Consider the following 24,141-nt stretch of genomic DNA (forward strand, 5'->3'; position numbering starts at 1 on the left):
ATAATTAACTTTTTACTTTGAATGTCTCTAATTCTGTTTGTAATTCTTCGTTCATTTTATTGGCTGCTTCTGCATGTTCAGACTCAGGATAAAACTTAATAAAAGAATTGTAATAGGCAACAGCAGTATTTAAACGTGCTTCTTTTTTAATTCTTACACTATTTATAGCTAGAGTAAATGCTGAATCTAAACGATAAAACATAGCATCTTCTCTAAAACTAGTTCCTGGGTAATCTATTAAAAAATTATCAAAAGCTTTTATAGCTGCTTCATAATCTGAAGCGTCATAATAAGCTATTTTGTTGTATTGTTTTGCGATTTCATACGCCTTCTTTTCTAATTTGTAATCCAACTCCTTTACCATTTCGTTTACTTCTGGTAAGTATTCAGAATTAGGATATTTAGAAATAAAGATTTGAAGTTTATCTAATGCTTCATAAGTTTCTTTTTGTTCTTTACTATAAACTGGAGACAGCATATAGAAACTTTTTGCTGACAAAAACGAAGCTTCTTCGGCTTTTTCACTTCTAGGGTAACTGCTTTCAAAACGCTCAAACTGATAACCAGACAAGTGATAGTCTTTCATCATGTAATAAGACTTAGAGTACATATACATTAACTTTTCAGCTTGTGGTTTTCCTCTGTATTGCGGAACTATTTGAGCAAACAACCTGTTAGCTTTACTATATTTTTCAGCTTCAAAAAGTTCAGTTCCTAAAGTAAACTTTTCAGCTATATCTTCAGATTTCAATGCTTTTTGAAACTCGCTACAAGAGGTTAACAGTAATCCTAATAAAAGTGTGTAAAATAAATTCTTCATAAAATTTAAACAGAATGCAAAAGTACGTATTTATAACGTATTATAAAAACAAAAATTTTGTGCTAAAATAAAGGTTGTAACGTGTTATGAGTAAGCTTTATATAAACTTTAACTTTTTAGGTTTAATCTAGCTTATTAACTGCTTCTTTAATTTTAGATTTTAATCCTTCTGTTGCTTCTACAAGTGGCAATCTTACTATGCTTTTTGCAAGACCAAGCGTTTCAAAAACAGCTTTAATACCTGCAGGATTGTTTTCTGCAAAAATTAAACTTGTAATATCCATTAAATCAAAGTGAATTGCATAAGCTTCACTTGCTTTTCCTTCAAGACCAAGATTTATCATTTTGGTAAATTGTTTAGGTAATGCTTGCCCAATTACCGAAATCACTCCTGCTCCACCTGCTAACACTACACCAAGCGCTAAATCGTCATCTCCTGAAATAATCAAGAAATCTTCTGGTTTGTTCTTAATCAAGGTTAAGTATTGAGCCACATTGTTACCTGCTTCTTTAACTGCTATGATATTTTCAAAATCATTTGCTAAACGCAATGTAGTTTCTGGCAACATGTTTGACGATGTTCTTCCTGGTACATTATATAAAATAATAGGTTTTGGTGACGCTTGCGAAATGGCTTTAAAATGCTGATAAATGCCTTCTTGTGTTGGCTTACTGTAATATGGAGACACTGATAAAATAGCATCGATATGAGATAAATCGGTTGTATTAATCTCTTCAATAACTGCTGCTGTATTATTACCTCCAATTCCTAAAACTAAAGGTAAACGACCATTATTTGTTTCAACTATAGTATTAATTATGGCTTTCTTTTCTTCGGCAGTAATGGTTACACTCTCTCCTGTTGTACCACTAATAACCAAGTAGTCTGTTCCGTTATCTATGTTGTAATTAACAATATTTGTAAGCGCTTCAAAATCTACAGTTAAATCAGATTTAAAAGGCGTTATTAAGGCAACTCCTGTACCGTAAAATGTATTCATTATATTTTGTTTAAAACCGTTAAATATTTTTTTAATTCGTTTTTAAATAGCGTAAACTCTTTTGGTGCAACATTTATTATTAAATCGTAAAAACGATCATCAATTCCTGCTAATCCTACTTTAAACTTAGCTTTTGAAGCTACACTAATTAAATTAAGATCTAAAACATCTTGCTTATAAAAACTAATTAAGATGTCAAACTCTGTGTCAATAAATGTTTGAAGTTCTACGTTTTTTATTTTCCCGTTCCAACCAAAATCTTTTGGATTGAAATAGGTATCCCAAAGGTCGTTACTATCTTTGTTATCTTCAACATAAGCAACAATTTTAACTTTATTTCGCTTAATGTCTATGGACTCAAAAAACGTTCTGAAAGCTTCAAAATCAGAAAATTCACTTAAGTGTAAAATCACTCCTACTTTATCAACCTTAGTATTGCTAAAAGACACATTCCTAGAATTTAACAATTTGTTGATATATTTTTGATTTGATTTTTCCCTAAATGCCTTTAAAATCATTTATCTTTATCCTTTTTGCAAATGTAGTAAATAGTGCTACATCTTTTTGTAACTTTTTAAAATATCCTATGAATTTCAAACACCTTTTAGTTGTTGCTTCAGTCTTGATTTTCACCTCTTGTAAACAAGAAAATCATTTATATAGAATTGAAGGTAAACAGATACAAATTACCGATAGTCTTCAAGCTAATTCTGACGTTGAAGCATTCATTAAACCCTATCGTGAGCACGTTAACAAAAACCTTGATAGTGTTTTAGCATATTCTGTTGATACCTACTCAAAAAACGATGGAGAATACAACACAGCTGTAGGAAATTTTATGGCTGATGCTATCTACGAACAAGCAAACCCTGTATTTAAGAAAAGAACAGGAAAAGACATCGATTTTGTTTTACTTAATCATGGTGGAATTCGATCTATACTCTCTAAAGGTAATGTTACAGCAAGAACTGCTTATGGATTAATGCCTTTTGAAAACTCAATGGTTGTGGTTGACTTAAAAGGCGCTCAAGTAAAAGAGTTATTAGAATATCTAGCTAAAGCAAAAAGAGCGCATCCAATTTCTAAATTAAAATTAGCTATTGACGCAGATTTCAATGTTGCTTCAGCTAGTTTACACGACTCTCCTATTGACTTTGATAAAAATTATTTTGTTTTAACCAATGATTACTTATACAATGGTGGTGACCACATGGATTTTTTCAAAACCAATGACAGTCTTTATGATTTAGATTACAAAATTAGAAATGCTCTTATAGATTATTTCAAAAAAGTAGACACTATTAATCCTGTAATTGATGACAGATTTATTCAATTAAAAAACTAAGCCATGAAAAGAAGAGACTTTATACAACAAACAGCTGCTGCATCAACCTTAATAGGATTAGGTGGTTTAGGACTACAATCGTTTGCAACTCCTCCAAAAAAAATCACCATTCTTCATACCAATGACGTTCATAGTCACATTGATGCTTTTGGACCTGAAGATGGCAGAAACGCTAACAAAGGTGGTGTTGCTAGACGCGCTAGTTTAATTGAAGCGATACGAAAAGAAAACCCTAATACCTTATTAATGGATGCTGGCGATATTTTTCAAGGCACTCCTTACTTTAATTATTATGGTGGCGAATTGGAATTTAAGCTCATGAGTATCCTTAAATACGATGTAGCTACAATTGGAAATCATGATTTCGACAATGGTATTGATGGTTTATATGCACAATTACCACATGCCGATTTTGATTTTATTTCAGCTAATTATGACTTTAAAAACACCATAATGGACACTCATGTAAAACCTTATAAAACCTTTACAAAAGAAGGTATTAAAATTGGTGTTTTTGGTCTTGGAATTCAGTTAGATGGTTTGGTAGGTAAAGATATGTATAAAGAAACTGTATACATGGATCCTATTGAAACTGCTCAGGAAATGACGCGCGTTTTAAAAGAGACTGAACGTTGCGATTTAATTATTTGTCTTTCACATATTGGATATTACTACAAAAACAGCCCTGAAAAAGTAAGCGATCTTAACTTAGCAAAAGCTACTAAAGATATTGACTTAATTATTGGTGGACACACGCATACGTTTTTGCCAAAACCAACTGTTGTTAAAAATATTGAAGGTAAAAACACCCTTGTAAACCAAGTAGGTTGCTATGGTATAAACCTAGGTAAAATTGACTTTTATTTTGATGCTGATAAAAACAAAGCTGCTGAAGGAACCTCTATTATAGTTTAGAATTTTAACACTAAAATGACAGGGTTAAACTAGTTTTGCGTCTAAATGGGATATTAACTAAAAATAATCCTATGAAAACTAAACTTCTTTTTACCCTCAGATTAGCAGTTGCAATTATTTTAATTCAAACTCTTAGATTTAAGTTTACAGCACATCCTGATAGTGTGTACATCTTTTCGCAAGTTGGTCTTGAACCTTATGGCAGAATTACCATTGGAATTCTTGAGTTAATAGCTGGAATACTTTTACTTATTCCCAAAACTGTTTGGGCAGGTGCAACACTAACATTAGGTGTAATTTTTGGTGCAATAGTTATGCATTTAACACAACTAGGCATTCAAGTTAATAATGATGGAGGAGTTTTATTTTCAACTGCAGTAGTAACTTTTATACTTTCTGCTATTATCCTTTATTTTTACAAAAAAGACATTCCTATGATTGGAAAAAAATTAAACTTCTAGTTTATTATAATTTTCCTCAGGACCAATTTTTGCTTGTAAATAGAAGAATAAAAAAGCAAGCACTAAGAAGATAGAACATAATACATTTAATACGTTTACTTCTGAAACATAAAAATAAGCTAGTTGTATTACTTCTGAAAAGACTATAAAAATTGAACCCACTAAAAAGTTCATCGATTTTTTATCGTCTTTGTATATATAGTTTATAAGCGCTACAGATAACAAAGCCATTATAACTATATTATAAACAAATTCAAGTAAGTACTCTGCAAATTGTAATTCAGGTTTTGTAGTATTAGTCACCACAATTACACACGAAATATCTAAAACCAATAAAATTATTATATGAACTGGCAGTTTGGTAACTACTTGTTTAATATCCAGTGTTTTTAATATTTGAACAATCAAAAACGAGTATGATAAAATATACATTGCATTAATAATGTAATAAGAGTAATCTACCATAAAACTATCAGGAGAAATTTGCCAAGACAAGAAGTTAAAAACATCTGCAACTGTAAATGTTATTAAAAACAAAAAGAAAAACTTTCTTTTATTTTCAACGCGCGAACAGTATAAGATACTAAGCAAGACCAAAAGCAATGCTCTAATACCTGAGGCAAAATACTCATACTTAAAGAGTTGTAATCCTAAAAAGACAACACTAAGTACAGCAAGTAATGCTATTAATGTTTTTGGTTTTTGCATTTATTTAATTAATCCCTTATTGGGACAAATATAAACAAAAAAAATACAATTAAACGAATAAAAATGCATTTTATCGATGAAAATTAACATTTTGTAGGATTTTACCTAATCATTGATAAAAATTCTTCTTCTGAAAGAATAGGTATATTTAAGGATTCTGCTTTTGTTTTTTTACTTGGTCCCATGTTGTCTCCAGCAACAACATAGCTTGTTTTAGAAGATATTGAAGAAGACACTTTACCTCCATTGTCTTCAATAAGCTTTTTAAGCTCATTTCTTGACACAGAAGTAAACACGCCAGATACTACAAACGTAGATCCTTCTAATTTATTGGTTTGATTTGCTAATTTTTCGGCTGAAATTTCCAATTGCACTCCAAAATGTTTCAGCCTTTCAATAATAGAGCTGTTCGCTTCCGAAGCAAAAAAGGCAACAACACTTCCTGCTATCTTCACTCCTATTTCATCTACATTGACAAGTTCTTCTTCCGAAGCATTTTTAATCGCATCAATTGTTTTATAATGTTTAACTAGTTTTTTAGCAACGGTTTCTCCAACATACCTAATACCTAACGCATACAAAACGCGCTCAAAAGGAATTTGCTTAGATGCTTCAATTCCATTAATAAGGTTTTCAGCACTTTTTTGAGCCATACGTTCTAAGGGCAACACTTGGTCTACAGTTAATTCATATAAATCAGAATAATTTGTAATTAAACCTGCATTAACCAACAAAGCAACGGTTTCTCCTCCTAAACCATCAATATCCATTGCTTTTCTTGAAATAAAATGCTGTATGCGACCAATAATTTGAGGATTACATCCATTATAATTCGGACAATAATGTTGTGCTTCACCTTCAGTTCTTACCAATTCAGTATTACATTCAGGACAGTGGGTAATATATTCAGTTGGTTTAGAATCTGCTGGTCGTTTACTTAAATCTACAGCTATAATTTTAGGGATTATCTCTCCTCCTTTTTCTACATACACCTCATCACCTTCTCTAATATCCAACTTCGCAATCTGGTCAGCATTATGCAATGATGCTCGTTTAACAGTTGTTCCTGCTAATTCTACTGGCTCTAAATTTGCAACTGGAGTAATTGCTCCTGTACGTCCTACTTGATAAGTAATTTCATTTAATCGAGTAGAAACTTGCTCTGCCTTAAACTTATAAGCCATTGCCCAACGTGGTGCTTTGGCTGTATATCCTAACTCCTCTTGTTGATATAAACTGTTTACCTTTATAACAACACCATCAGTTTCGTAAGGCAAACTATGTCTATGCTCATCCCAATAGGCAATAAATTCTAAAACCTCATCAATTGAATTAGCTAATTTAGCTGCTTGCGGAACTTTAAATCCCCAAGCTCTAGCTTTTTCTAAACTTTCAAATTGTGTAGAAATATTCAAATTGGTTCCTGTAATATTATAAAGTAAACACTCCAAAGGACGTTTAGCTACCTCAGTACTATCTTGTAGTTTCAAACTTCCTGAAGCTGTATTTCTTGGGTTTCTATATGGTTCTTCTCCTATTTCAATACGCTCTTCATTCATTTTATTAAACCCTTCAAAAGGCAATACAATTTCACCTCTTATATCAAACTTAGGAGGAAAATCGCCTTTCAACTGCAACGGAACCGATTTAATGGTTTTTATATTAGTGGTAACATTATCACCTTGAAATCCGTCACCTCTTGTAACCGCTTTTGTAAGTTGTCCGTTTTCATAAGTTAAGCTAATAGACGCTCCATCATATTTAAGCTCACAGGTATATTGTACTTCACCATCAACTTGCTTTTTAATACGAGTTTCCCAATCTAACAAATCTTCTTTAGAATAAGAATTATCCAAAGAATACATACGATGTTCATGAACAACAGTTTCAAAATTCTTTGTAACCTCTCCTCCTACACGCAATGTAGGCGAACTTGCATCATAAAACTCAGGATATTTTGCTTCCAACTCTTGAAGCTGTTTAAGCTTTACATCAAAATCAAAATCACTTATTGTAGGATTATCCAATACGTAGTAATTATAATTATGCTGACGCAATTCATCACGAAGGGTTTCTATTTGCTGTTTAATATCCATTAAAGTAATTGAGAAAAGTTATCTTTTTTAAGTTATATTTAAAGCATCTAATATACTAAAATGCCTTTCAAGAAAATAACCGTTTGTATTGTTTTTATCAGTTTTTTATTCAATTGTCAAAACACTGAAACACCCAACATTACGTCTCAAATTATCCCAATTCCTTCAGAGCAAACTATTAATAAAGGACATTTTGTTTTAGATAATTCTACCGGAATAAAGTATACTGATGATTTTAAAATCTCTGCTGAATTTTTAAAATCTTACATTGAAAACGGAAGTCCTATAAAGCTACAAGACAATAATTCTATTTCATTTATAAAAGATAAGAGTATTGAAAATCCAGAAGGATATTTGCTTGAAATTCTTCCGAAGTCAATTGTAATTAAAGCCAAAACAGATCAAGGTGCATTTTATGCAATACAATCATTAAGACAATTACTACCTGCCGAATTTGAAAATAAAACGCTTTCTGAAGCAAAAGTACTTATCCCTTGTACTACAATTAAAGACGAGCCACAATTCGAGCATCGAGGTATGCACTTAGATGTATCCAGACACATGTTTTCAGTCGAATTCATAAAGAAATATATTGATGCTTTAGCGATGCTTAAAATGAATACGTTTCATTGGCATTTAACCGACGATCAAGGTTGGCGAATAGAAATCAAAAAATATCCAAAACTGCAAGAGGTTGCAGCTTATAGAAACAAAACTTTAATCGGACATTATAGCGACCAACCTCAACAATTTGACGGTAAAACATATGGAGGTTTTTACACGCAAGAAGAAGTCCAAGAGGTTGTTGCTTATGCTAAAAGCAGGTTTGTTACCGTAATTCCTGAGATTGAACTTCCTGGTCATGCACAAGCTGCTATTGCTGCTTATCCTGATTTAGGCTGTACTGGAAAACAAATAGAAGTTGCTACAACATGGGGCGTTTTTGAAGACATTTTTTGTCCAAAAGAAGAAACATTTACTTTTTTAGAAAATGTTTTAGACGAGGTTGCTACTCTTTTTCCTAGCACATATATTCATATTGGTGGTGATGAAGCTCCAAAAACCAGATGGAAAAACTGTGAGTATTGTCAAAAACTTATAAAAAAAGAAGGCTTGAAAGACGAACACGAGCTACAAAGCTATTTTATAGCACGTATTGAAAAATATCTTAACAGCAAAGGCAAGCAAATTATAGGTTGGGACGAAATTCTTGAAGGTGGTTTAGCTCCAAATGCAACTGTAATGTCATGGAGAGGGATTGAAGGTGCTGTTGAAGCTGCAAAGCAACACCACAATGTAATTATGACACCTACGTCTCATTGTTATTTTGATTATTATCAAAGTGAAAACGATAACGAACCTTTAGCTATTGGTGGTTTTTTACCATTAGAAAAAGTGTATGGTTTTAACCCAATTCCTGAAGAACTCAATGATGACGAAGCACAATACATTTTAGGTGCACAAGGGAACATTTGGACAGAGTACATTAACACCGAAAGTCAATTGGAATATATGGCTTTTCCACGAATGTTAGCTATGAGCGAAGTGGTATGGTCAAAACCAGAAAACAAAAATTATTCTGATTTTGTGAAACGTGTTGAGAATTTTCACAAGAGACTTGATGCTTTAGATATTAATTATGCTAATCATCTTTATGAGATTGAAGGTGAGTTACTATCAAATGATAATCTTAGTTATCAACTAAAAACGCTAACTGACGGTAAAACTATAAGGTACACCCTAGACAGTTCTGAACCTACACTGCAATCAGAAATTTATAATCAACCTATTCCAATTACTGAAAGCGTGACCATAAAAGCTTCCCTGTTTAATAATGAAAAACAATTAGGTAAAGTTTTCACTCAAAACATTAATCATCATAAGGCAGTAGGAAAAAAGATTACCATAAATAAAGCACCTCACAAATCCTATCCTGGAAGTGGTGCTGAAGGATTAATCAATGGTATTTCTGGAAGCGATTCACGTTATGGCGACAAAGAATGGTTAGGATTTTGGGGAGAAGATATTGAGATTATTATTGATTTAGGTGAAGAAACAGAAATCAACTCCATTGAAACTAGATTTTATAATGGACAAGGTCAATGGATTTATGCTCCTAATGAAATCGAAATAGAAATCGAAAATGAAGTTGAAAAAATGCAGATTCCGAATGCAACAGAAAAACTTATCAGCATAAAGTTTGAACCCAATGTTTCAGGACGTTATATCACCTTTAAAATCCCAAACTATGGTATTATTCCAGAAGGCAAACAAGGTGCTGGTAATAAAGCTTGGACGTTTATTGATGAAATAATTGTGAATTAACCTATATAATCGTCAGTTCGAGTGAAATTATGTAATAATTTTGTATCGAGAACAAGCATCTCCATACAATTTTGACAAATCAAAATCACTCGATGTGGCAAACACAAAAACATGCTTTTAGAAATCTGTGCCAATTCCTATCAATCAGCTAAAAACGCTCAAGACGCAGGAGCTCATCGTATTGAGTTATGTCAAGAACTTTCTGTTGGTGGCATTACACCTAGTTATGGTTTATTAAAACAAGTAAGAGATACACTTTCAATTCCAGTGTTTGTATTAATCAGACCACGAAGTGGTAATTTTGTCTATACAGAAGAAGAGTTTGACATCATGAAACAAGACATTCTATTATGCAAAGACTTAGGCTTTCAAGGTATCATTTCAGGGGTTTTAAATGCAGATGATACTATTGACTTAAAACAAACAAAAGAACTTGTAGAACTTTCCAAACCGCTTTCTTTTACATTTCATCGTGCGTTTGATTGCGTTAAAAATCCTGAAGAAGCTCTCGAACAGCTCATCGATTTAGGTATTGAAAGAATACTGACTTCTGGTTTACAACCTTCAGCTGAAAAAGGCATTAATACCCTAAAAAAACTAAACGAAAAAGCTAAAGGAAGAATTACCATTTTAGCAGGTAGTGGCATTAACCAAAATAACGCTAAACGTTTTAAAGAAATAGGATTAAAGGAAATTCACGCATCAGCTTCTTCAACCATCGAAAGTGATAGTTCGTTATTTTCAACACCTCTCACCTTTTCTGACTCAAAAAAAATTAAAGCCATATTAAGTGTAATTAGTCATTAAGAATTATTGAAAACCTTAAAACTTTACTGCTTTCACCATTCTATCATTACCAAATAAGTCTTGCTTGAGCTCTACGTTTTTAAAAGAAAATGTCTGCATTAAATCAACCATTTCTTTTCCTAAATATTGATTAATTTCAAAATACAAAGTGCCTTTTTCTTTCAAATAAATAGTTGAAAATTCACATATAGATCGATAAAACAACAACGGATCATGATTATCAACAAATAACGCTAAGTGTGGTTCATGATTGAGCACATTAAGCTTTATTTCCTGCTTTTCAAGTTGTCGTACATAAGGCGGGTTGGACACTATGATATCAAATTTAATATTTGATTTAAACCCATCAGGGTTTAAAATATCATCATTTATAAATTGCACAGATACATCATTATTTTCAGCATTTTGTCTTGCTACTTCCAATGCGTTTTTACTAACATCTAGAGCATAAACTTTAGCATTTGGCAAGTGTTTAGCCAAAGAAATCGCGATACAACCTGTTCCTGTACCAATATCTAAAATGTTTAATTGAACATCTTGGTTTTGTGCTGAGTGATTTTTGATAATCCACTCTACAAGTTCTTCGGTTTCAGGTCTTGGAATTAAGGTATCTGGATTGACCTTGAACATTAAACCGTAAAACTCGGTTTCTCCAATAATATACTGAATAGGCTCTTGCTGTTCTAGTCTGCTTAAAGCATCTTGAAAAACCTCTTCGTCTTTTTTATTGATGATAGCATTTGGCTCTAAAGCTAAAGCCATTCTATTTAAACCAACAATATGCTCAGTAAAGAGATAGAAAAAGCTATCGACCTCTTGTTTACCATAAATAGTATCTAGCGTTTTATGAAATAATGTTTGAATGTCTTTTAACTTCATAACTTTTTTATCATCCATACATTACACGAATAGTGTCCTGTATTTCCCATTGGCTTATCTAGTGACTGAAACCCTACTCTAGCATAGAGTTTTGTAGCTGCTTTCATATATGGCAAGGTTTCTAAATAACAGTGTTCAAACCCAAATTGTTTAGCTTGCTCAAGACAAACTGCCATCATTTTTGCACCTAAACCAGTACCTCTAGCTTCTGGTAAAAAATACATTTTTTGCAATTCGCAAACATTTCCTTGGTAGTTATCTAATTGCGAAATGCCTGCTCCTCCAATAATTTTACCATTGTGGTCAATAACGAAATATTTAGATTTAGGAGTATCATACGTTTTTGTCATACAATCCAAAGCTTTATCTTCATAGGCTGTTCCAACTTTAGGCACTCCAAACTCAATAAGCACCTCTCTAATAACCTTTGCAATTTGCTGGTCATCTTCAGGTTGTATTTCTCTAATTACAATATTATTATTGCTCACTTTATTGTATTATTTTTATCCCGAAATTTTTCGGGATGAAGATACATATTATAAATTCGATTTTGATAAGAAATCATTCAATTGCTTTGGTAGATTTCAGTTTTTGTTTCTGAACCATTTAATTAAATCTTTAATTATATATAATAATGGTAAAGCTATCAGAAAAAATGCTACAATAGCGCTTGTTAAGATTGATTTGTATACATATGGAAACTCCATTTCAGGTATTGAAATCATATATGAATAACCTATTATCATTATAAAAATGCAAACTAAATAAGATAATAAGCGATAAAAGAAATTTTTCAATGTTATTTTAATTTTCTATAAATATAAATTATAATATTTGTTAATTATTACTCTTCTTGAAACAACACGACTATTACATAAAACGCTGTATTGAAATTGCCAAAAACGGATTGGGAACCACAAGACCAAATCCAATGGTTGGTTGTGTGATTGTGCACAACAACTCTATTATTGGCGAAGGCTTTACAAGTCCTTATGGCGGCAATCATGCTGAAGTAAATGCCATAGCATCGGTAAAAGACAAATCTTTGCTAGAAAAAGCGACACTTTATGTTACTTTAGAACCTTGCAGTCATTTTGGAAAAACGCCACCTTGTAGCGATTTAATAATTAAACATAACATCCCTAAAGTTGTAATTGGCACTATTGACACTCATAGTAAAGTTGCAGGAAAAGGTATTGAAAAACTAAAAAAGGCTGGATGCAATGTTGTTGTTGGCGTTTTAGAAGACGCTTGTAAAAAGCATCATAAACGCTTCTTTACATTTCACAACAAGCAACGTCCTTATATTATTTTAAAATGGGCTGAAACCACTGATGGTTTTATTGCTCCATTAACTAAAGAAGAACAAAAACCTGTTTGGATTACTAACACCTACTCACGACAATTAGTGCATAAATGGCGTAGTGAAGAACAAGCTATTCTGGTTGGTACAAATACTGTTTTACAAGACAACCCAAGCTTAACCGTGAGGGATTGGACTGGAACACATCCTATTCGTGTGGTTTTAGACAAAAACGAAACGCTTTCAAAAACACATAAGGTCTTTAATAACGATGCACAAACCATAGTAATCAAAGACACGTCAGCTCAAGCAATTTGTAAAGCTTTATATGATGCTGAAATTAATTCTGTAATTATTGAAGGAGGCTCAAAAACCTTACAGCTTTTTATAGATTCTGGTGTTTGGGATGAAGCACGAGTGTTTACAGGACAAACTATGTTTAAAGAAGGTGTAAAAGCACCTAATTTTACAGGAAAGCTAATTTCTGAAGAAAACATTAAAAATGATATTTTAAGGATTTATGAAAATCCTGATAAGGATGATAACTAAAAAAATCCGTTTACACGAAAAAACTATGATTAAAACCTTAATATTTGATTTTGGTGATGTGTTTATCAACTTAGATAAAGAAGGCGCAATGAATAACGCTCTTAATTTGTTTGAAGTTGAAACTTTCCCTGAAGAACTCATTGCCATAAATAGTTTGTATGAGCAAGGACTAATATCTAGCGAAGAATTTATAGAGTTTTATGTAGAGAATTTCCCTAAACTCTCAAAAGAATCCATTCTTGATGCTTGGAACTATATTTTGAGAGATTTCCCTACTCATCGTTTAGAGTTTTTAAAAACACTTGCTAAAACTGATGACTACAAACTAATTTTATTAAGTAATACTAATGAATTACATATTAATTGGATAAAAGACAAGGTGGAATTTTACGACGATTTTAAAACCCAATTTCATGAGTTTTATTTATCGCACGAAATCAATTTAAGAAAACCTAACGCTAACATTTATGAGTTTGTACTCCTTGAAAACAATTTAAAACCTGAAGAGTGCCTTTTTATAGACGACACCAAAGAGAACACTGACTCTGCATCAAAACTAGGTATCCATACCTGGAACATCAACCCAACTACTGAAGATGTTGTAAATTTATTCACTATAAACAACCATTTATTTTAATGTATTTAGTTTTTAGCATACTCGCTTCAACTTTAATTTTTATTGTTTTTAAGCTCTTTCAACGATTTAAAATTGACACTACTCAAGCTATAGTTGTCAACTATTTTATAGCATGTATTGTTGGTTTAATCGCTTACGATTCACCTATAAGTATTTCTGAAATCACAAGCTCAAAATGGTTTTTAGGAGCCGTTTTTTTAGGTATTTTATTTATAAGTATTTTTATTGTAATGGCGATTACAGTTCAAAAAAACGGTGTTTCTGTTGCTTCAGTAGCTTCAAAAATGAGTGTTGTAATTCCTGTTATTTTTGGTATTTACGTCTATAATGAAAGTACTGGCTTGCAAAAACTAATAGGTATATTGCTAGCTTTAGCTGCAGTATATTTAGCTTCCATAAAAACGGGTTCTAAAATCAATTTTAAGAAAAACTTACTCTTTCCTATACTTTTGTTTTTAGGTTCTGGTATTATTGATACCTCTATTAAATATCTAGAAACTACTTACGTTCCTGAAAATGGAATCCCTATTTTTTCAGCAACAATTTTTGGTTGCGCAGCATTAATTGGTGTATTAACCCTTATTGCAAAACAATTTAAAGGCGAATTTAAATTTCAACCTAAAAGTTTATTAGGAGGTATTACTCTTGGTATTATAAACTACAGTTCTATTTACTTTTTATTAAAAGCACTAGACCATGAAACGTTTGAGAGCTCTACTCTATTTACAGTAAATAATGTAGGTATTGTGATGCTTTCTACTTTAACTGGTCTAATTTTATTTGGAGAAAAACTTTCTGCTAAAAACTGGATAGGTATTGTTTTAGCGATTGTCTCAATAATTTTAGTGACATTAGCATAATGAAAGATACTTTCAAAACCATAAACAAACCATCTGAAGAAATCTTATTCAAAGACAAAAACAGTAAATTTTTTGGATACGCATTTCCTGTCACTTCTGAAGATAAGATTAAACAACATATAGAAGATTTAAAAAAACAACACCATCAAGCCAGACATTGGTGTTATGCTTACCAAATAGGAACAGACGAAACCAACATACAGTTTAGAGCAAATGATGACGGTGAGCCCAACAACAGTGCAGGCATGCCTATTTATGGGCAAATACAATCTTTTGAAGTCACAAATATTTTAATAGTAGTTGTAAGATACTTTGGAGGCGTAAAACTAGGTGTTAGTGGTTTAATAAATGCTTATAAAACAGCGGCTCAATTAAGTTTAGAAGCTTCAAAAATTGTTACTAAAACTATTAACAGGCATTACAAAATCACTTTTGATTACAAAAACATGAATAAAGTGATGCGTATTATAAAAGAAAAAAACATAAAGGTTTTAGATCAAAAACTAGAATTAGATTGCCAACTTAATATTTCTGTAAGATTAAAAGAAAGTGAATCTATTTTTAATGCTTTTGATAGCTTATTTGAAGTTTCTATAAGCCCATTAAACGATTAATCTTGTAATTTGTCTAAAATATATTTTGGACATCTTGTAGGCCTATTCTTGTTAATATCTATAAACGCCAAAACGGTATTTCCTGTCGTTAAAATTTCATTTTTAGAATTTAAAATTTCGTAGTCAAATTCTATAGTTGCTGTTGGCATTTTTTTTAGTTTTGTTATCACTTTAATAACATCATCATAATACGCTGACTTTTTGAATTTTACACTTAAAGATATAACCGGAAGCATGACACCATCTTCTTCCATTTGTTTATAAGTTACTCCTAATTCTCTTAACCACTCTGTTCTACCTATTTCAAAATATTGCGCGTAGTTTCCATGGTAAACCACACCCATTTGATCTGTTTCACCATAACGTACTCTAATCTGATTTTCAGAGCATTTTGTAGGATTAACCATAAAATTTAAATTTTTTTTTTGTACTTTCAACAAGTTTTAAACATGAGAAAAAAATTCTTAAAATTCAACGAGTTTTGATTTTTTTTTTAAGAATTTTGTTCACATATTTGTCAGGTAAAAAAAATGACTCAAGAGAAACTCGAATTTCTCTTTTTTTTACTAAACTAAACTAACTAAACATCAAAAATTAACTTAGAGAATGAATGTAACTGCGCAATCGGTTTGGAATAATTGCCTTTCTTTTATAAAAGATAACATACAGCCCCAAGCATACAAAACTTGGTTTGAACCAATTGTAGCAGTTAAACTTACAGACAATGCTTTAAGCATTCAAGTACCTAGTAAATTCTTCTACGAGTGGCTTGAAGAACACTATGTAAAAATCCTTAAAGTTGCGCTCACAAAAGAACTTGGTGAAACTGCTAAATTGGTATATGTTATTAAAATGGAAAACACCTATGGTAACAAACAACCATTTACTGAAAAAATACCAAGTTCTAACAGGACAGCTGTTAAGTCGCAAGATGTTGATATTCCTTTAAACAATAAAAATCCTGAGCTTAAAAACCCATTTGTAATTCCTGGAATTAGAAATGTAAAAATTGAGTCTCAATTAAATCCTAACTACAACTTTGAAAATTTCCTTGAAGGAGATTCAAACAGGTTAGCAAGAAATGCAGGTTTAGCAGTTGCTAACAAACCTGGAGGAACATCGTTTAACCCATTACTTATTTTTGGTGGTGTTGGATTAGGAAAAACCCACTTAGCTCATGCTATTGGTATTGATATTAAAGACAAGTATCCTGAAAAAACAGTACTTTATATATCTGCTGAAAAATTTACACAACAATATATTGACTCAGTAAAAAAGAATAACAGAAATGACTTTATTCATTTTTATCAAATTATTGATGTCTTAATTATTGATGATGTTCAGTTTTTCTCAGGCAAATCTGGAACTCAAGATGTATTCTTCCATATCTTCAACCATCTACACCAAAATGGTAAGCAAGTCATTTTAACAAGTGATAAAGCTCCTGTTGATATGCAAGATATTGAGCAACGCTTATTGTCTCGTTTTAAATGGGGACTTTCTGCAGAACTACAGAGTCCTGATTTTGAAACAAGAGTATCTATTCTTAAAAACAAACTCTACAGAGATGGTGTTGAAATGCCTGAAGAAATTATAGAGTATGTTGCTAAAAACATTAAAACTAACGTTAGAGAATTAGAAGGCGCTATAATCTCTTTAATAGCACAATCTTCATTTAATAAAAAAGAAATTACAATAAACTTAGCTAAGGATATTGTTGAAAAATTTGTTAAGAATACCAAGAGAGAAGTTTCAATTGACTATATCCAAAAGGTAGTTTCTGACTACTTCCAAATGGACGTTAGCACATTACAGTCTAAAACCCGAAAGCGTCACATTGTACAAGCTAGACAATTAGCTATGTTTTTTGCTAAAAAATTCACTAAAGCTTCTTTAGCGAGTATTGGCTCTCAAATTGGAAAACGCGACCACGCAACAGTATTACATGCTTGTAAAACTGTAGACAATTTATCTTCTACTGACAAACAGTTTAGAAAATACGTAGAAGATCTTTCTAAAAAATTATCGCTCTAAAATTAAGTTATGGTAAGTATTCTAATGGTTTGCTTAGGTAATATTTGCCGCTCACCATTGGCTCATGGTATTTTAGAATCTAAGCTACCTTCTGACAAGTTTTATGTAGATTCAGCTGGTACCGCAAACTATCATGTTGGTGACAACCCAGACCATAGGTCAATTGCTGTAGCAAGAGCTAACGGAATTAACATTTCGCACCAACGCGGAAGACAGTTTAAAGTTTCTGACTTTGATACTTTTGACCATATTTTTGTGATGGATCAATCTAATTTCGAAAACGTAATTAAACTCGCTAGGAACACTCACGATAGTTCTAAAGTAAAGCTTATTTTAGAAGTAGACCCTCACATCAAAGACAAACATGTTCCTGATCCTTACTATGGAACAATTAAAGATTTTGAGCATGTATACTCTCTTCTTGACAATTCTTGCAACATTATTTCTAAAAACCTGATTAACAATTAAATTCATTGATATTGTTATATTTTTTGTATTTTGTTGCAACAAACTCCCTTAAATTAATACTATGAAAAAGTTAACCTCTCTAGTTATACTCTTTAGTTTTTCTATTGGGTTTGCTCAAGATATTGAGATTGAAACTTTTGCTACAGGACTTTCAAACCCTGTAAACATCAAGCATTCAGGTGATAATAGACTTTTTGTTGCAGAACGATCTGGTTATATCCAAATCATAAACCAAGAAGGCACAATTAACCCAACTCCTTTTTTAGATATTGACGTAAACGTTACTGATAATGGTGGTGAACAAGGACTTTTAGGATTAGCTTTTCACCCAAATTATGCTTCGAACGGTTATTTTTATGTTAATTATATAAACAACGCAGGTGATACTGTAATCTCAAGATTCACAAGAAGCGATAGCAATACAGCAGACTCAAGTTCTGAGCTCATATTAATGACTATTTCTCAACCTTATATCAATCATAATGGTGGTGACATGGCGTTTGGAAATGATGGCTATTTATACATAGCGACAGGAGATGGAGGTTCAGGTGGTGATCCAGGAAATAGAGCTCAAGACCTCAGTACTTTATTAGGTAAAATGCTTCGAATAGATGTTGATAATACTAGTGGAGGAAACAACTATGCTATTCCTGCTACAAATCCTTTTATTGGTGACGCAACTGCTCTTGACGAAATTTGGTCTTATGGACTGCGAAATCCTTGGAAGTTTTCTTTTGACAGTCTAACCAATGACATTTGGATTGCTGATGTTGGACAAAATGAGTACGAAGAAATAAATATGGTTACTCCTTCTGCCTCTGCTTTAGGTGTTAATTATGGATGGCGTTGTTATGAAGGAAATTCCACCTATAACACAGCCGATTGTCCTCCCATGGCTGAAATGACTTTTCCGGTTGCTGAATATGGTCATACCTCATCTGGAGCCTTTAAATGCTCAATAACTGGTGGTTATATTTATAGAGGTTCTGCTCAACCTAATTTATATGGTGTTTACTTTTTTGCTGATTACTGCAGTAATGAAATAGGAATTTTAAGTAACAACGAAGGCACTTGGAGTTACACCTTTACTGAGCAATACTCAGGAAATGGATGGAGTTGTTTTGGTGAAGATGTTAATGGAGAATTATATGTTGCTGGCTTGTCTTCTGGAACAATATATAAAATCATTGATGCTAATTTAAGTGTTGATGAGCATCAATTATCTGACATTAAATTATATCCTAATCCTGCAAACGAAAGTTTCACTATAGACCTATTAGAATTTTATTCATCATTAAATTCTGTTCATTTATTTAACATGCAAGGTAAGCTTGTAAAGTCTGTTAATGAATTTGACAATCAGTTAACTACTATTTCTACAAAAGAATTATCAAACGGACTTTATCTAGTACAACTAGTTAATAATAATGGACAAACACAATTTAAAAAGCTCATTGTTAATTAAGAATGAACAGTACTTACGGTAAATTATACCTTATACCTACACGTTTAGGAGACAATCCTCCACTTGAAGTTTTACCAATTTCAGTAAAGAAAATTATTGAAATGGTTGACGATTATATTGTTGAAAATCAAAAAACAGCTAGACATTTTATAAAACGAGTAAGCCCAAGAAAATCGCAGCCTTCGTTAAATATTAATGTTTTAAATAAATACACTGAAGATTTTGAGATTTCAAACTTTTTAGATGCTTGTAAAGCAGGAAAACCCATGGGTTTGCTTTCTGAAGCTGGTTGTCCAGGAATTGCCGATCCTGGTGCTGAAATTGTGAAGCTTGCACACCAAAACAACATACAGGTTGTACCTTTGGTTGGACCTTCTTCTATTATTTTGGCATTAATGAGTTCTGGAATGAACGGACAAAATTTTGCTTTTAATGGCTACCTACCAATAGACAAAGCTGAAAGAAAGTCTGCTTTAAAACGACTTGAGAAGTTATCTTTTGAACAAAATCAAACACAACTCTTTATTGAAACTCCTTACAGAAACAATAAAATGCTAGAAGATATTTGTAGTTTGTTACACCAAAATACAAGAATATGTATTGCTTGTGATATTACATTACCTACTGAATATATAAAAACGCAAACCGTGAATGAGTGGAAAAAAACAAAGATTGACTTACATAAACGTCCGTCAATCTTTGCTATTCATAAAGATTAATTCTTTATTAAAGTACTGCTTTCGCTTTCTTGTTTGGTACAATATGCGATGTATCGTAACCAGAAAACTTCTTTAGGTAATGTCTAATTGAAGTTCCGTAAGCATCCTTAAAGTTATTAGAACCATAACTTCTTAAATACTTTTTTACGCTTCCAGGACCTGCTAAATGCGCTGCAGCCAAAATACCAGATTCAGTTACATTAACGCCTCCTATTGTTTTTCCAACAAAGCGGTTAATGTCTTTACGTAATATCCATTTATTACGTTCAGCATTTGCTAAGAAAGCTTTTTCTTGTAATTCAGGATTGTATAAAAACTGATTAGGGTTATAAATACCTATCAATTTTAATGTTTCTGCACCAAATTGGTACTTTCCTAAATAACCAAGTGTGTTAACTCTAAAATAATTGCTACCAGATTCTTTGAATCCAAGAGCTTCTTTAAAACCTACGTAAGATTTCCCTAAGTAAGGAAATTGAATGTCATTTGAAATAGGTGATACTGCATCTTTAGAATCTTTTGCTAATAAAGCAATGTCCTTAGATACTGTAAAATCTATTTCCAAACCCTCAGTAGAATAATTTGTTAAATCTACTTTAGTGTTTGAATACAACGCTAAAAAAATTAAAGCGCCAATTGCAAGAGGGATAACAAAAAAATTAGTTTTCTTTTTTATCATAATAGCTAATTTATTAAGTCCTTAATTCCCCAAAAATGGACCTAAAATTTCAGCGTGCAAAGGTATAACTTTTTTTTAAAACCTGAAAATTAATCGTTTAACCGCTCTAAAAATAGATTCCATGAAGCTTTATGTCATTTTTATCGGTAAACTCCAATGCTGGAAATGGTACCTTAATAACATTAAAAACGTCAAATATCGTTCGCAAAAAACGAGAGTTCGTTTTAATTCTTGACAAATCTACATCTAAACTTAAATAGAATTGACGAATTCTATTTTGACTTATCATTGAGTTATTAACAGTCTCATTTTCACCAGATAACATACCATATCCTCCATAACCAATAGCTACATTAAGCCATTTAGGAAAATTACTATCCTTGAAAAACGAGTGTACATTAGCACTGAGCCAATAGGTTTGACCATTGTAGTCTTTTAAAAACTCTTCAAAAAAGCCATCTCCAAGTTTATCAGGACGTTGAGCAGCATATTTAGTTTGGTGGAAAGAATATTTTAAAACAATACGCTGTTCTTGCCAAAGTAATTCTTGACCAACATACAAGCCTGTTCCTGCTGCATTAGCTATCATGTCTCCCCAAGAAAAACCCCATTCTTCAGAGAAACCATCCATAACTTCAACTGCTGTTAAAAAGGTAAAGCCTAAAGTAGAACCATAAATAAGCTGGTCTTTTTTACGTACACCACTCCAATTTAAAACATTAGCACCTACTCTTCCTAATTGATAAGATGTAAACACATGACCAAGTTTATCCATTTGCAACCACTCATTGTTATCATTTAATGTATGGAATTTTGAACGAGGATAATCGGCATACCAAAGTCTATCTAAACCAATAAGCGTTAGTCCTGCTAAAGAAGACTCAGCTATTACAACCGCATTACGTCTTGAAGGATTTAAACTATCACTAGGCTTTAAAAACGACTCAAATGTAGATTGCGAAAAAGATACTGATACAAATAGAAAGGCTATATAACAGATTTTTTTTCGCATTAAAATTACCTATTTATTCCTTGAGCAGATAAATAACGCTGATACTCTCTAGCATTTACATTGTGCTGACTTAAGGTTTTAGCAAATTTATGAAACCCTAAGCGTTTAGCATCAGCAGCAAAATAAAGGTAATTGTGTTTTTCATAATTCAACACAGCATCAATTGCCGAAATATCTGGCATTGCGATAAGCCCTGGAGGTAATCCAGCATTCATGTATGTATTATAAGGTGACTCTATTTCTTTGTGAATATTCAATACACGTTTTATTACTGTGTTTTTATATTGTGGCAATTGATAAGCTGCAAATTTTAATGTTGGGTCTGCTTGCAAAGGCATTCCTATTCGCAACCTATTCATATATACACCTGCAATACGAGGTTGCTCGCTAGCTTGCTTTGACTCTTCATATACAATAGACGCTAAAGCCATAACCTTATCTCTAGACATGTTTAATGCTTTAGCTTTCGCTTTTCTACTGTCGTTCCAAAATCGGTTATATTCTTTTAACATTCGGTCTCTAAATTCTTCAGCTGAAGTATTCCAGAAAAACTCATAGCTATTTGGAATGTACATCCCTAAAGCTGTTTGTTTTGAAAAACCGCTTTTTTCATAAAATGCTTCAGAAGTCATAGTTTCAATTAAAGACAAACTATCTGCTTCTATTTGGTTTGCAATTCTACCTGCAAGTTTTTCTAATGTTTCCTGATTATTAAAAGATACTTTAATTGGGATATTATTACTTCTAATGGAATTGATAATATCGTTATTACTCATTCCTTTTTTAATTTCATACCTGCCAGCTTTTATATTAGCTGTGTATTTTTTTTGCTTTGCTAACGCATCAAAAGCATCAATATCCAATAACAATGGTTCCAACTGTGCTCTTACTTCGTTATAGTCGGCTCCTGTAGGAATAAACACATAGGCATTTTCATTATTAAAACTTGTATTAGGCTTAAACATTGCACTATACACAAAATACGCGAAGTAAGCAGCTACTGCTAGACCTATAAGAGCAATTGCCCAAAGAATTTTCTTTATATACATTTAAATTGAAATACGTTGTAATAAATATTCGTTTTTATAAGAACCATTAGTATAGGTCCAATCTTTTTTTAGTCCTATTTTTTGAAACCCATGACTTTCAAACAAATTAAGGCTTGCAGTATTTTCTTCTGAAATATTGCAATATAATTGATGTACATGTAGATGTTTTACACAGTAATCTATAAGCAATCCTAAAGCTTCACTAGCAAAACCTTTTTGTCTATCCTCAGGATTTTTAATTAAAATACCAACACCAACTCTTTTATTTCTGAAATCAAAATCAAAAAGATCAATGAGCCCTAAAGCGTCATCATTATAACTAGAAATGACCAGTCGTAATTGTTTGACTTCAAAAATATCTTTATGAGCATTTTCTAAATACTGTTTTATTAAAAATTTGGAATATGGTGTAATGGTACTGCTTATTTCCCAAATGGTTTCATCATTTTCTACCTGATGGATAAACTCCAAATCCTCTAGCTCGAGCGCTCTTAAATAAATATGCTTTCCTTTTAGAGTTATCATTCAAAAGTCCCTTTATAAACCAAAGTTGCAGGTCCAATAAGCCATACATTTTTATACGCGCCATTTTCAACAGTAAAAGACACCTTAAGATCGCCTCCTTTTGTTTTTAATGTCACTAGATTTTTTTCGGTTTCTCCAATATAATGCATCGCCAAAGCTACAGCAGTCACTCCTGTTCCGCAAGACAACGTTTCGTCTTCTACTCCACGTTCATAAGTTCTTACAGCAAAAGTATCTTCTGAAATTTTTTCAACAAAATTCACATTACTTCCTGCTTTACCATACAAATTACCATATCTAATAGCTGAACCTTTTGTTTTGACATCAAAATGTTCCAAGTCATTAACCATTTCTATATGATGAGGCGAACCAGTATCTAAAAACACATAGTCTTGCTGTTGATTAACTTTTATAACATCTTGCATTTGAAGACTCACAACACCTTGCTCAATAACAGCATGATGTAAACCATCAATAGCTATAAAAGTAGCTTTATCATTAACAACACCTAGTTGCTTTGCAAAAGCTGACAAACAACGACCTCCATTACCACACATAGAGCTTTCGTTACCATCGGCATTGTAATACACCATTTTAAAATCATATTCAGGATGATTTTCAAGCAGTATCAGTCCGTCAGCACCTATGCCAAAACGTCTGTCACACAAAAAAGCAATATGTTTGGTATTGTTTTTGTCGAAGTGTAATGAACGGTTATCGATCATTACAAAATCGTTTCCTGTACCTTGATATTTATAGAAATTAAGTTTCATAAGCGGTACAAATATAGGAATAAAACATTGGTTTTAGCAGTGTTAAATACGCGTTAAATGCGACGTTAAAAATCGTTAAATTGAAACTGCTAATTCA

Annotated in this window: 26 protein-coding genes; 13 read left to right on the forward strand and 13 right to left on the reverse strand. The window is 32.1% G+C overall.

The window, feature by feature from the left end; translation table 11 throughout:
• Positions 1-4 precede the first annotated feature (4 nt).
• The 3 genes from ACQ0RB_RS10220 to ACQ0RB_RS10230 form a co-directional block, all read right to left on the reverse strand.
• Entirely contained in the window at positions 5-820 is an 816-nt protein-coding gene (locus ACQ0RB_RS10220; RefSeq protein ID WP_129760343.1) for an outer membrane protein assembly factor BamD, read from the reverse strand.
• Positions 821-942: 122 nt separating this feature from the next.
• On the reverse strand, positions 943-1,821 hold the full coding sequence (gene dapA, locus ACQ0RB_RS10225; protein WP_430498271.1) for a 4-hydroxy-tetrahydrodipicolinate synthase: 879 nt from the start codon (positions 1,819-1,821) through the stop codon (positions 943-945).
• Positions 1,821-2,339 carry a DUF6913 domain-containing protein gene (locus ACQ0RB_RS10230; RefSeq protein WP_129760345.1) on the reverse strand — a complete coding sequence of 173 codons (519 nt, stop codon included), beginning with the start codon at positions 2,337-2,339 and terminating at the stop codon, positions 1,821-1,823. Before ACQ0RB_RS10230 ends, dapA begins: the two co-directional genes overlap by 1 nt.
• A 68-nt stretch (positions 2,340-2,407) precedes the next feature.
• Here ACQ0RB_RS10230 and ACQ0RB_RS10235 point away from each other — a divergent pair, with 68 nt between their 5' ends.
• From ACQ0RB_RS10235 to ACQ0RB_RS10245, 3 genes are all read left to right on the forward strand, one after another.
• On the forward strand, positions 2,408-3,166 hold the full coding sequence (locus ACQ0RB_RS10235) for a 5'-nucleotidase C-terminal domain-containing protein (protein ID WP_129760346.1): 759 nt from the start codon (positions 2,408-2,410) through the stop codon (positions 3,164-3,166).
• Between the two features lie 3 nt (positions 3,167-3,169).
• Positions 3,170-4,081 (forward strand): bifunctional metallophosphatase/5'-nucleotidase, encoded by a 912-nt coding sequence (locus ACQ0RB_RS10240; protein ID WP_430498272.1) that lies wholly within the window; start codon positions 3,170-3,172, stop codon positions 4,079-4,081.
• A gap of 71 nt (positions 4,082-4,152) precedes the next feature.
• Positions 4,153-4,542, forward strand: coding sequence for a DoxX family protein (locus tag ACQ0RB_RS10245; protein ID WP_430498274.1), 390 nt, complete (start codon positions 4,153-4,155; stop codon positions 4,540-4,542).
• Here the strand turns inward: ACQ0RB_RS10245 and ACQ0RB_RS10250 are convergent.
• Both ACQ0RB_RS10250 and ligA read right to left on the reverse strand, forming a co-directional pair.
• Positions 4,531-5,250, reverse strand: coding sequence for a hypothetical protein (locus tag ACQ0RB_RS10250; protein ID WP_430498276.1), 720 nt, complete (start codon positions 5,248-5,250; stop codon positions 4,531-4,533). The genes ACQ0RB_RS10245 and ACQ0RB_RS10250 overlap by 12 nt on opposite strands.
• A gap of 101 nt (positions 5,251-5,351) precedes the next feature.
• On the reverse strand, positions 5,352-7,346 hold the full coding sequence (ligA, locus tag ACQ0RB_RS10255) for an NAD-dependent DNA ligase LigA (RefSeq protein ID WP_430498278.1): 1,995 nt from the start codon (positions 7,344-7,346) through the stop codon (positions 5,352-5,354).
• 60 nt (positions 7,347-7,406) lie between these two features.
• Between ligA and ACQ0RB_RS10260 the strand changes: the two genes are divergently transcribed.
• Both ACQ0RB_RS10260 and ACQ0RB_RS10265 read left to right on the forward strand, forming a co-directional pair.
• Positions 7,407-9,671 (forward strand): beta-N-acetylhexosaminidase, encoded by a 2,265-nt coding sequence (locus ACQ0RB_RS10260; RefSeq protein ID WP_430498280.1) that lies wholly within the window; start codon positions 7,407-7,409, stop codon positions 9,669-9,671.
• Between the two features lie 111 nt (positions 9,672-9,782).
• Complete coding sequence (locus ACQ0RB_RS10265) at positions 9,783-10,478, forward strand: copper homeostasis protein CutC (RefSeq protein WP_430498282.1); 696 nt, start codon at positions 9,783-9,785, stop codon at positions 10,476-10,478.
• Positions 10,479-10,493: 15 nt separating this feature from the next.
• Here ACQ0RB_RS10265 and prmC read toward each other — a convergent pair whose 3' ends face one another.
• On the reverse strand, positions 10,494-11,375 hold the full coding sequence (prmC, locus tag ACQ0RB_RS10270; protein WP_430498283.1) for a peptide chain release factor N(5)-glutamine methyltransferase: 882 nt from the start codon (positions 11,373-11,375) through the stop codon (positions 10,494-10,496).
• On the reverse strand, positions 11,354-11,845 hold the full coding sequence (locus ACQ0RB_RS10275; protein WP_129760354.1) for a GNAT family N-acetyltransferase: 492 nt from the start codon (positions 11,843-11,845) through the stop codon (positions 11,354-11,356). Before ACQ0RB_RS10275 ends, prmC begins: the two co-directional genes overlap by 22 nt.
• Before the next feature lie 365 nt (positions 11,846-12,210).
• Between ACQ0RB_RS10275 and ribD the strand changes: the two genes are divergently transcribed.
• Genes ribD through ACQ0RB_RS10295 form a run of 4 tightly spaced genes read left to right on the forward strand, consistent with a single transcriptional unit; the run spans position 12,211 to position 15,320 of the window.
• Positions 12,211-13,209 (forward strand): bifunctional diaminohydroxyphosphoribosylaminopyrimidine deaminase/5-amino-6-(5-phosphoribosylamino)uracil reductase RibD, encoded by a 999-nt coding sequence (gene ribD / locus ACQ0RB_RS10280; RefSeq protein ID WP_430498285.1) that lies wholly within the window; start codon positions 12,211-12,213, stop codon positions 13,207-13,209.
• Between the two features lie 25 nt (positions 13,210-13,234).
• Complete coding sequence (locus ACQ0RB_RS10285; protein WP_131507168.1) at positions 13,235-13,846, forward strand: HAD family hydrolase; 612 nt, start codon at positions 13,235-13,237, stop codon at positions 13,844-13,846.
• The gene (locus ACQ0RB_RS10290; protein WP_430498287.1) at positions 13,846-14,706 is read left to right on the forward strand and encodes an EamA family transporter; all 861 of its coding nucleotides are present in this window, start codon (positions 13,846-13,848) and stop codon (positions 14,704-14,706) included. The genes ACQ0RB_RS10285 and ACQ0RB_RS10290 overlap by 1 nt, the downstream gene beginning before the upstream one ends.
• Entirely contained in the window at positions 14,706-15,320 is a 615-nt protein-coding gene (locus ACQ0RB_RS10295) for an IMPACT family protein (RefSeq protein WP_430498289.1), read from the forward strand. Before ACQ0RB_RS10290 ends, ACQ0RB_RS10295 begins: the two co-directional genes overlap by 1 nt.
• Here ACQ0RB_RS10295 and ACQ0RB_RS10300 read toward each other — a convergent pair.
• Positions 15,317-15,727, reverse strand: coding sequence for an acyl-CoA thioesterase (locus tag ACQ0RB_RS10300; RefSeq protein ID WP_129760359.1), 411 nt, complete (start codon positions 15,725-15,727; stop codon positions 15,317-15,319). The genes ACQ0RB_RS10295 and ACQ0RB_RS10300 overlap by 4 nt on opposite strands.
• A gap of 199 nt (positions 15,728-15,926) precedes the next feature.
• Between ACQ0RB_RS10300 and dnaA the strand changes: the two genes are divergently transcribed.
• The 4 genes from dnaA (at position 15,927) to ACQ0RB_RS10320 (ending at position 20,006) form a co-directional block, all read left to right on the forward strand.
• Positions 15,927-17,354 carry a chromosomal replication initiator protein DnaA gene (gene dnaA, locus ACQ0RB_RS10305; RefSeq protein ID WP_129760360.1) on the forward strand — a complete coding sequence of 476 codons (1,428 nt, stop codon included), beginning with the start codon at positions 15,927-15,929 and terminating at the stop codon, positions 17,352-17,354.
• 9 nt (positions 17,355-17,363) lie between these two features.
• Entirely contained in the window at positions 17,364-17,822 is a 459-nt protein-coding gene (locus ACQ0RB_RS10310) for a low molecular weight protein-tyrosine-phosphatase (RefSeq protein ID WP_430498291.1), read from the forward strand.
• A 61-nt stretch (positions 17,823-17,883) separates the two neighbouring features.
• The gene (locus ACQ0RB_RS10315; protein WP_430498293.1) at positions 17,884-19,287 is read left to right on the forward strand and encodes a PQQ-dependent sugar dehydrogenase; all 1,404 of its coding nucleotides are present in this window, start codon (positions 17,884-17,886) and stop codon (positions 19,285-19,287) included.
• Between the two features lie 2 nt (positions 19,288-19,289).
• A complete protein-coding gene (locus tag ACQ0RB_RS10320) occupies positions 19,290-20,006 on the forward strand; it encodes an SAM-dependent methyltransferase (RefSeq protein ID WP_430498295.1) in 717 nt (238 codons plus the stop codon).
• A gap of 7 nt (positions 20,007-20,013) precedes the next feature.
• Here the strand turns inward: ACQ0RB_RS10320 and ACQ0RB_RS10325 are convergent, their stop codons facing one another.
• The 5 genes from ACQ0RB_RS10325 to dapF form a co-directional block, all read right to left on the reverse strand.
• On the reverse strand, positions 20,014-20,685 hold the full coding sequence (locus tag ACQ0RB_RS10325; protein WP_430498297.1) for a peptidoglycan-binding protein LysM: 672 nt from the start codon (positions 20,683-20,685) through the stop codon (positions 20,014-20,016).
• Between the two features lie 106 nt (positions 20,686-20,791).
• On the reverse strand, positions 20,792-21,697 hold the full coding sequence (locus ACQ0RB_RS10330; protein WP_430498299.1) for a DUF2279 domain-containing protein: 906 nt from the start codon (positions 21,695-21,697) through the stop codon (positions 20,792-20,794).
• Between the two features lie 5 nt (positions 21,698-21,702).
• Entirely contained in the window at positions 21,703-22,746 is a 1,044-nt protein-coding gene (gene mltG / locus ACQ0RB_RS10335; protein ID WP_335975405.1) for an endolytic transglycosylase MltG, read from the reverse strand.
• The gene (locus ACQ0RB_RS10340; protein WP_335975403.1) at positions 22,747-23,271 is read right to left on the reverse strand and encodes a GNAT family N-acetyltransferase; all 525 of its coding nucleotides are present in this window, start codon (positions 23,269-23,271) and stop codon (positions 22,747-22,749) included.
• Complete coding sequence (gene dapF, locus ACQ0RB_RS10345) at positions 23,268-24,044, reverse strand: diaminopimelate epimerase (protein ID WP_430498302.1); 777 nt, start codon at positions 24,042-24,044, stop codon at positions 23,268-23,270. The genes ACQ0RB_RS10340 and dapF overlap by 4 nt, the downstream gene beginning before the upstream one ends.
• Between the last annotated feature and the right edge of the window lie 97 nt (positions 24,045-24,141).

Origin of the sequence: Gaetbulibacter sp. PBL-D1 (assembly GCF_050509525.1) — a bacterium.
Taxonomy (GTDB): domain Bacteria; phylum Bacteroidota; class Bacteroidia; order Flavobacteriales; family Flavobacteriaceae; genus Gaetbulibacter_B; species Gaetbulibacter_B jejuensis.

What these genes read in the sequence shown, in the direction of transcription:
- ACQ0RB_RS10290 (WP_430498287.1), top strand. Translation starts at nt 13,846, where the DNA reads ATGTATTTAGTTTTTAGCATACTCGCTTCAACTTTAATTTTTATTGTT.
- ACQ0RB_RS10230 (WP_129760345.1), bottom strand. Translation starts at nt 2,339, where the DNA reads ATGATTTTAAAGGCATTTAGGGAAAAATCAAATCAAAAATATATCAAC.
- ACQ0RB_RS10265 (WP_430498282.1), top strand. Translation starts at nt 9,783, where the DNA reads ATGCTTTTAGAAATCTGTGCCAATTCCTATCAATCAGCTAAAAACGCT.
- ACQ0RB_RS10310 (WP_430498291.1), top strand. Translation starts at nt 17,364, where the DNA reads ATGGTAAGTATTCTAATGGTTTGCTTAGGTAATATTTGCCGCTCACCA.
- ACQ0RB_RS10300 (WP_129760359.1), bottom strand. Translation starts at nt 15,727, where the DNA reads ATGGTTAATCCTACAAAATGCTCTGAAAATCAGATTAGAGTACGTTAT.
- ACQ0RB_RS10320 (WP_430498295.1), top strand. Translation starts at nt 19,290, where the DNA reads ATGAACAGTACTTACGGTAAATTATACCTTATACCTACACGTTTAGGA.
- ACQ0RB_RS10325 (WP_430498297.1), bottom strand. Translation starts at nt 20,685, where the DNA reads ATGATAAAAAAGAAAACTAATTTTTTTGTTATCCCTCTTGCAATTGGC.
- ACQ0RB_RS10240 (WP_430498272.1), top strand. Translation starts at nt 3,170, where the DNA reads ATGAAAAGAAGAGACTTTATACAACAAACAGCTGCTGCATCAACCTTA.
- prmC (WP_430498283.1), bottom strand. Translation starts at nt 11,375, where the DNA reads ATGGATGATAAAAAAGTTATGAAGTTAAAAGACATTCAAACATTATTT.
- ACQ0RB_RS10260 (WP_430498280.1), top strand. Translation starts at nt 7,407, where the DNA reads ATGCCTTTCAAGAAAATAACCGTTTGTATTGTTTTTATCAGTTTTTTA.
- dnaA (WP_129760360.1), top strand. Translation starts at nt 15,927, where the DNA reads ATGAATGTAACTGCGCAATCGGTTTGGAATAATTGCCTTTCTTTTATA.
- dapA (WP_430498271.1), bottom strand. Translation starts at nt 1,821, where the DNA reads ATGAATACATTTTACGGTACAGGAGTTGCCTTAATAACGCCTTTTAAA.
- ACQ0RB_RS10245 (WP_430498274.1), top strand. Translation starts at nt 4,153, where the DNA reads ATGAAAACTAAACTTCTTTTTACCCTCAGATTAGCAGTTGCAATTATT.
- ACQ0RB_RS10340 (WP_335975403.1), bottom strand. Translation starts at nt 23,271, where the DNA reads ATGATAACTCTAAAAGGAAAGCATATTTATTTAAGAGCGCTCGAGCTA.
- ACQ0RB_RS10220 (WP_129760343.1), bottom strand. Translation starts at nt 820, where the DNA reads ATGAAGAATTTATTTTACACACTTTTATTAGGATTACTGTTAACCTCT.
- ACQ0RB_RS10315 (WP_430498293.1), top strand. Translation starts at nt 17,884, where the DNA reads ATGAAAAAGTTAACCTCTCTAGTTATACTCTTTAGTTTTTCTATTGGG.
- ACQ0RB_RS10330 (WP_430498299.1), bottom strand. Translation starts at nt 21,697, where the DNA reads ATGCGAAAAAAAATCTGTTATATAGCCTTTCTATTTGTATCAGTATCT.
- mltG (WP_335975405.1), bottom strand. Translation starts at nt 22,746, where the DNA reads ATGTATATAAAGAAAATTCTTTGGGCAATTGCTCTTATAGGTCTAGCA.
- ligA (WP_430498278.1), bottom strand. Translation starts at nt 7,346, where the DNA reads ATGGATATTAAACAGCAAATAGAAACCCTTCGTGATGAATTGCGTCAG.
- ACQ0RB_RS10285 (WP_131507168.1), top strand. Translation starts at nt 13,235, where the DNA reads ATGATTAAAACCTTAATATTTGATTTTGGTGATGTGTTTATCAACTTA.
- dapF (WP_430498302.1), bottom strand. Translation starts at nt 24,044, where the DNA reads ATGAAACTTAATTTCTATAAATATCAAGGTACAGGAAACGATTTTGTA.
- ACQ0RB_RS10295 (WP_430498289.1), top strand. Translation starts at nt 14,706, where the DNA reads ATGAAAGATACTTTCAAAACCATAAACAAACCATCTGAAGAAATCTTA.
- ACQ0RB_RS10235 (WP_129760346.1), top strand. Translation starts at nt 2,408, where the DNA reads ATGAATTTCAAACACCTTTTAGTTGTTGCTTCAGTCTTGATTTTCACC.
- ACQ0RB_RS10250 (WP_430498276.1), bottom strand. Translation starts at nt 5,250, where the DNA reads ATGCAAAAACCAAAAACATTAATAGCATTACTTGCTGTACTTAGTGTT.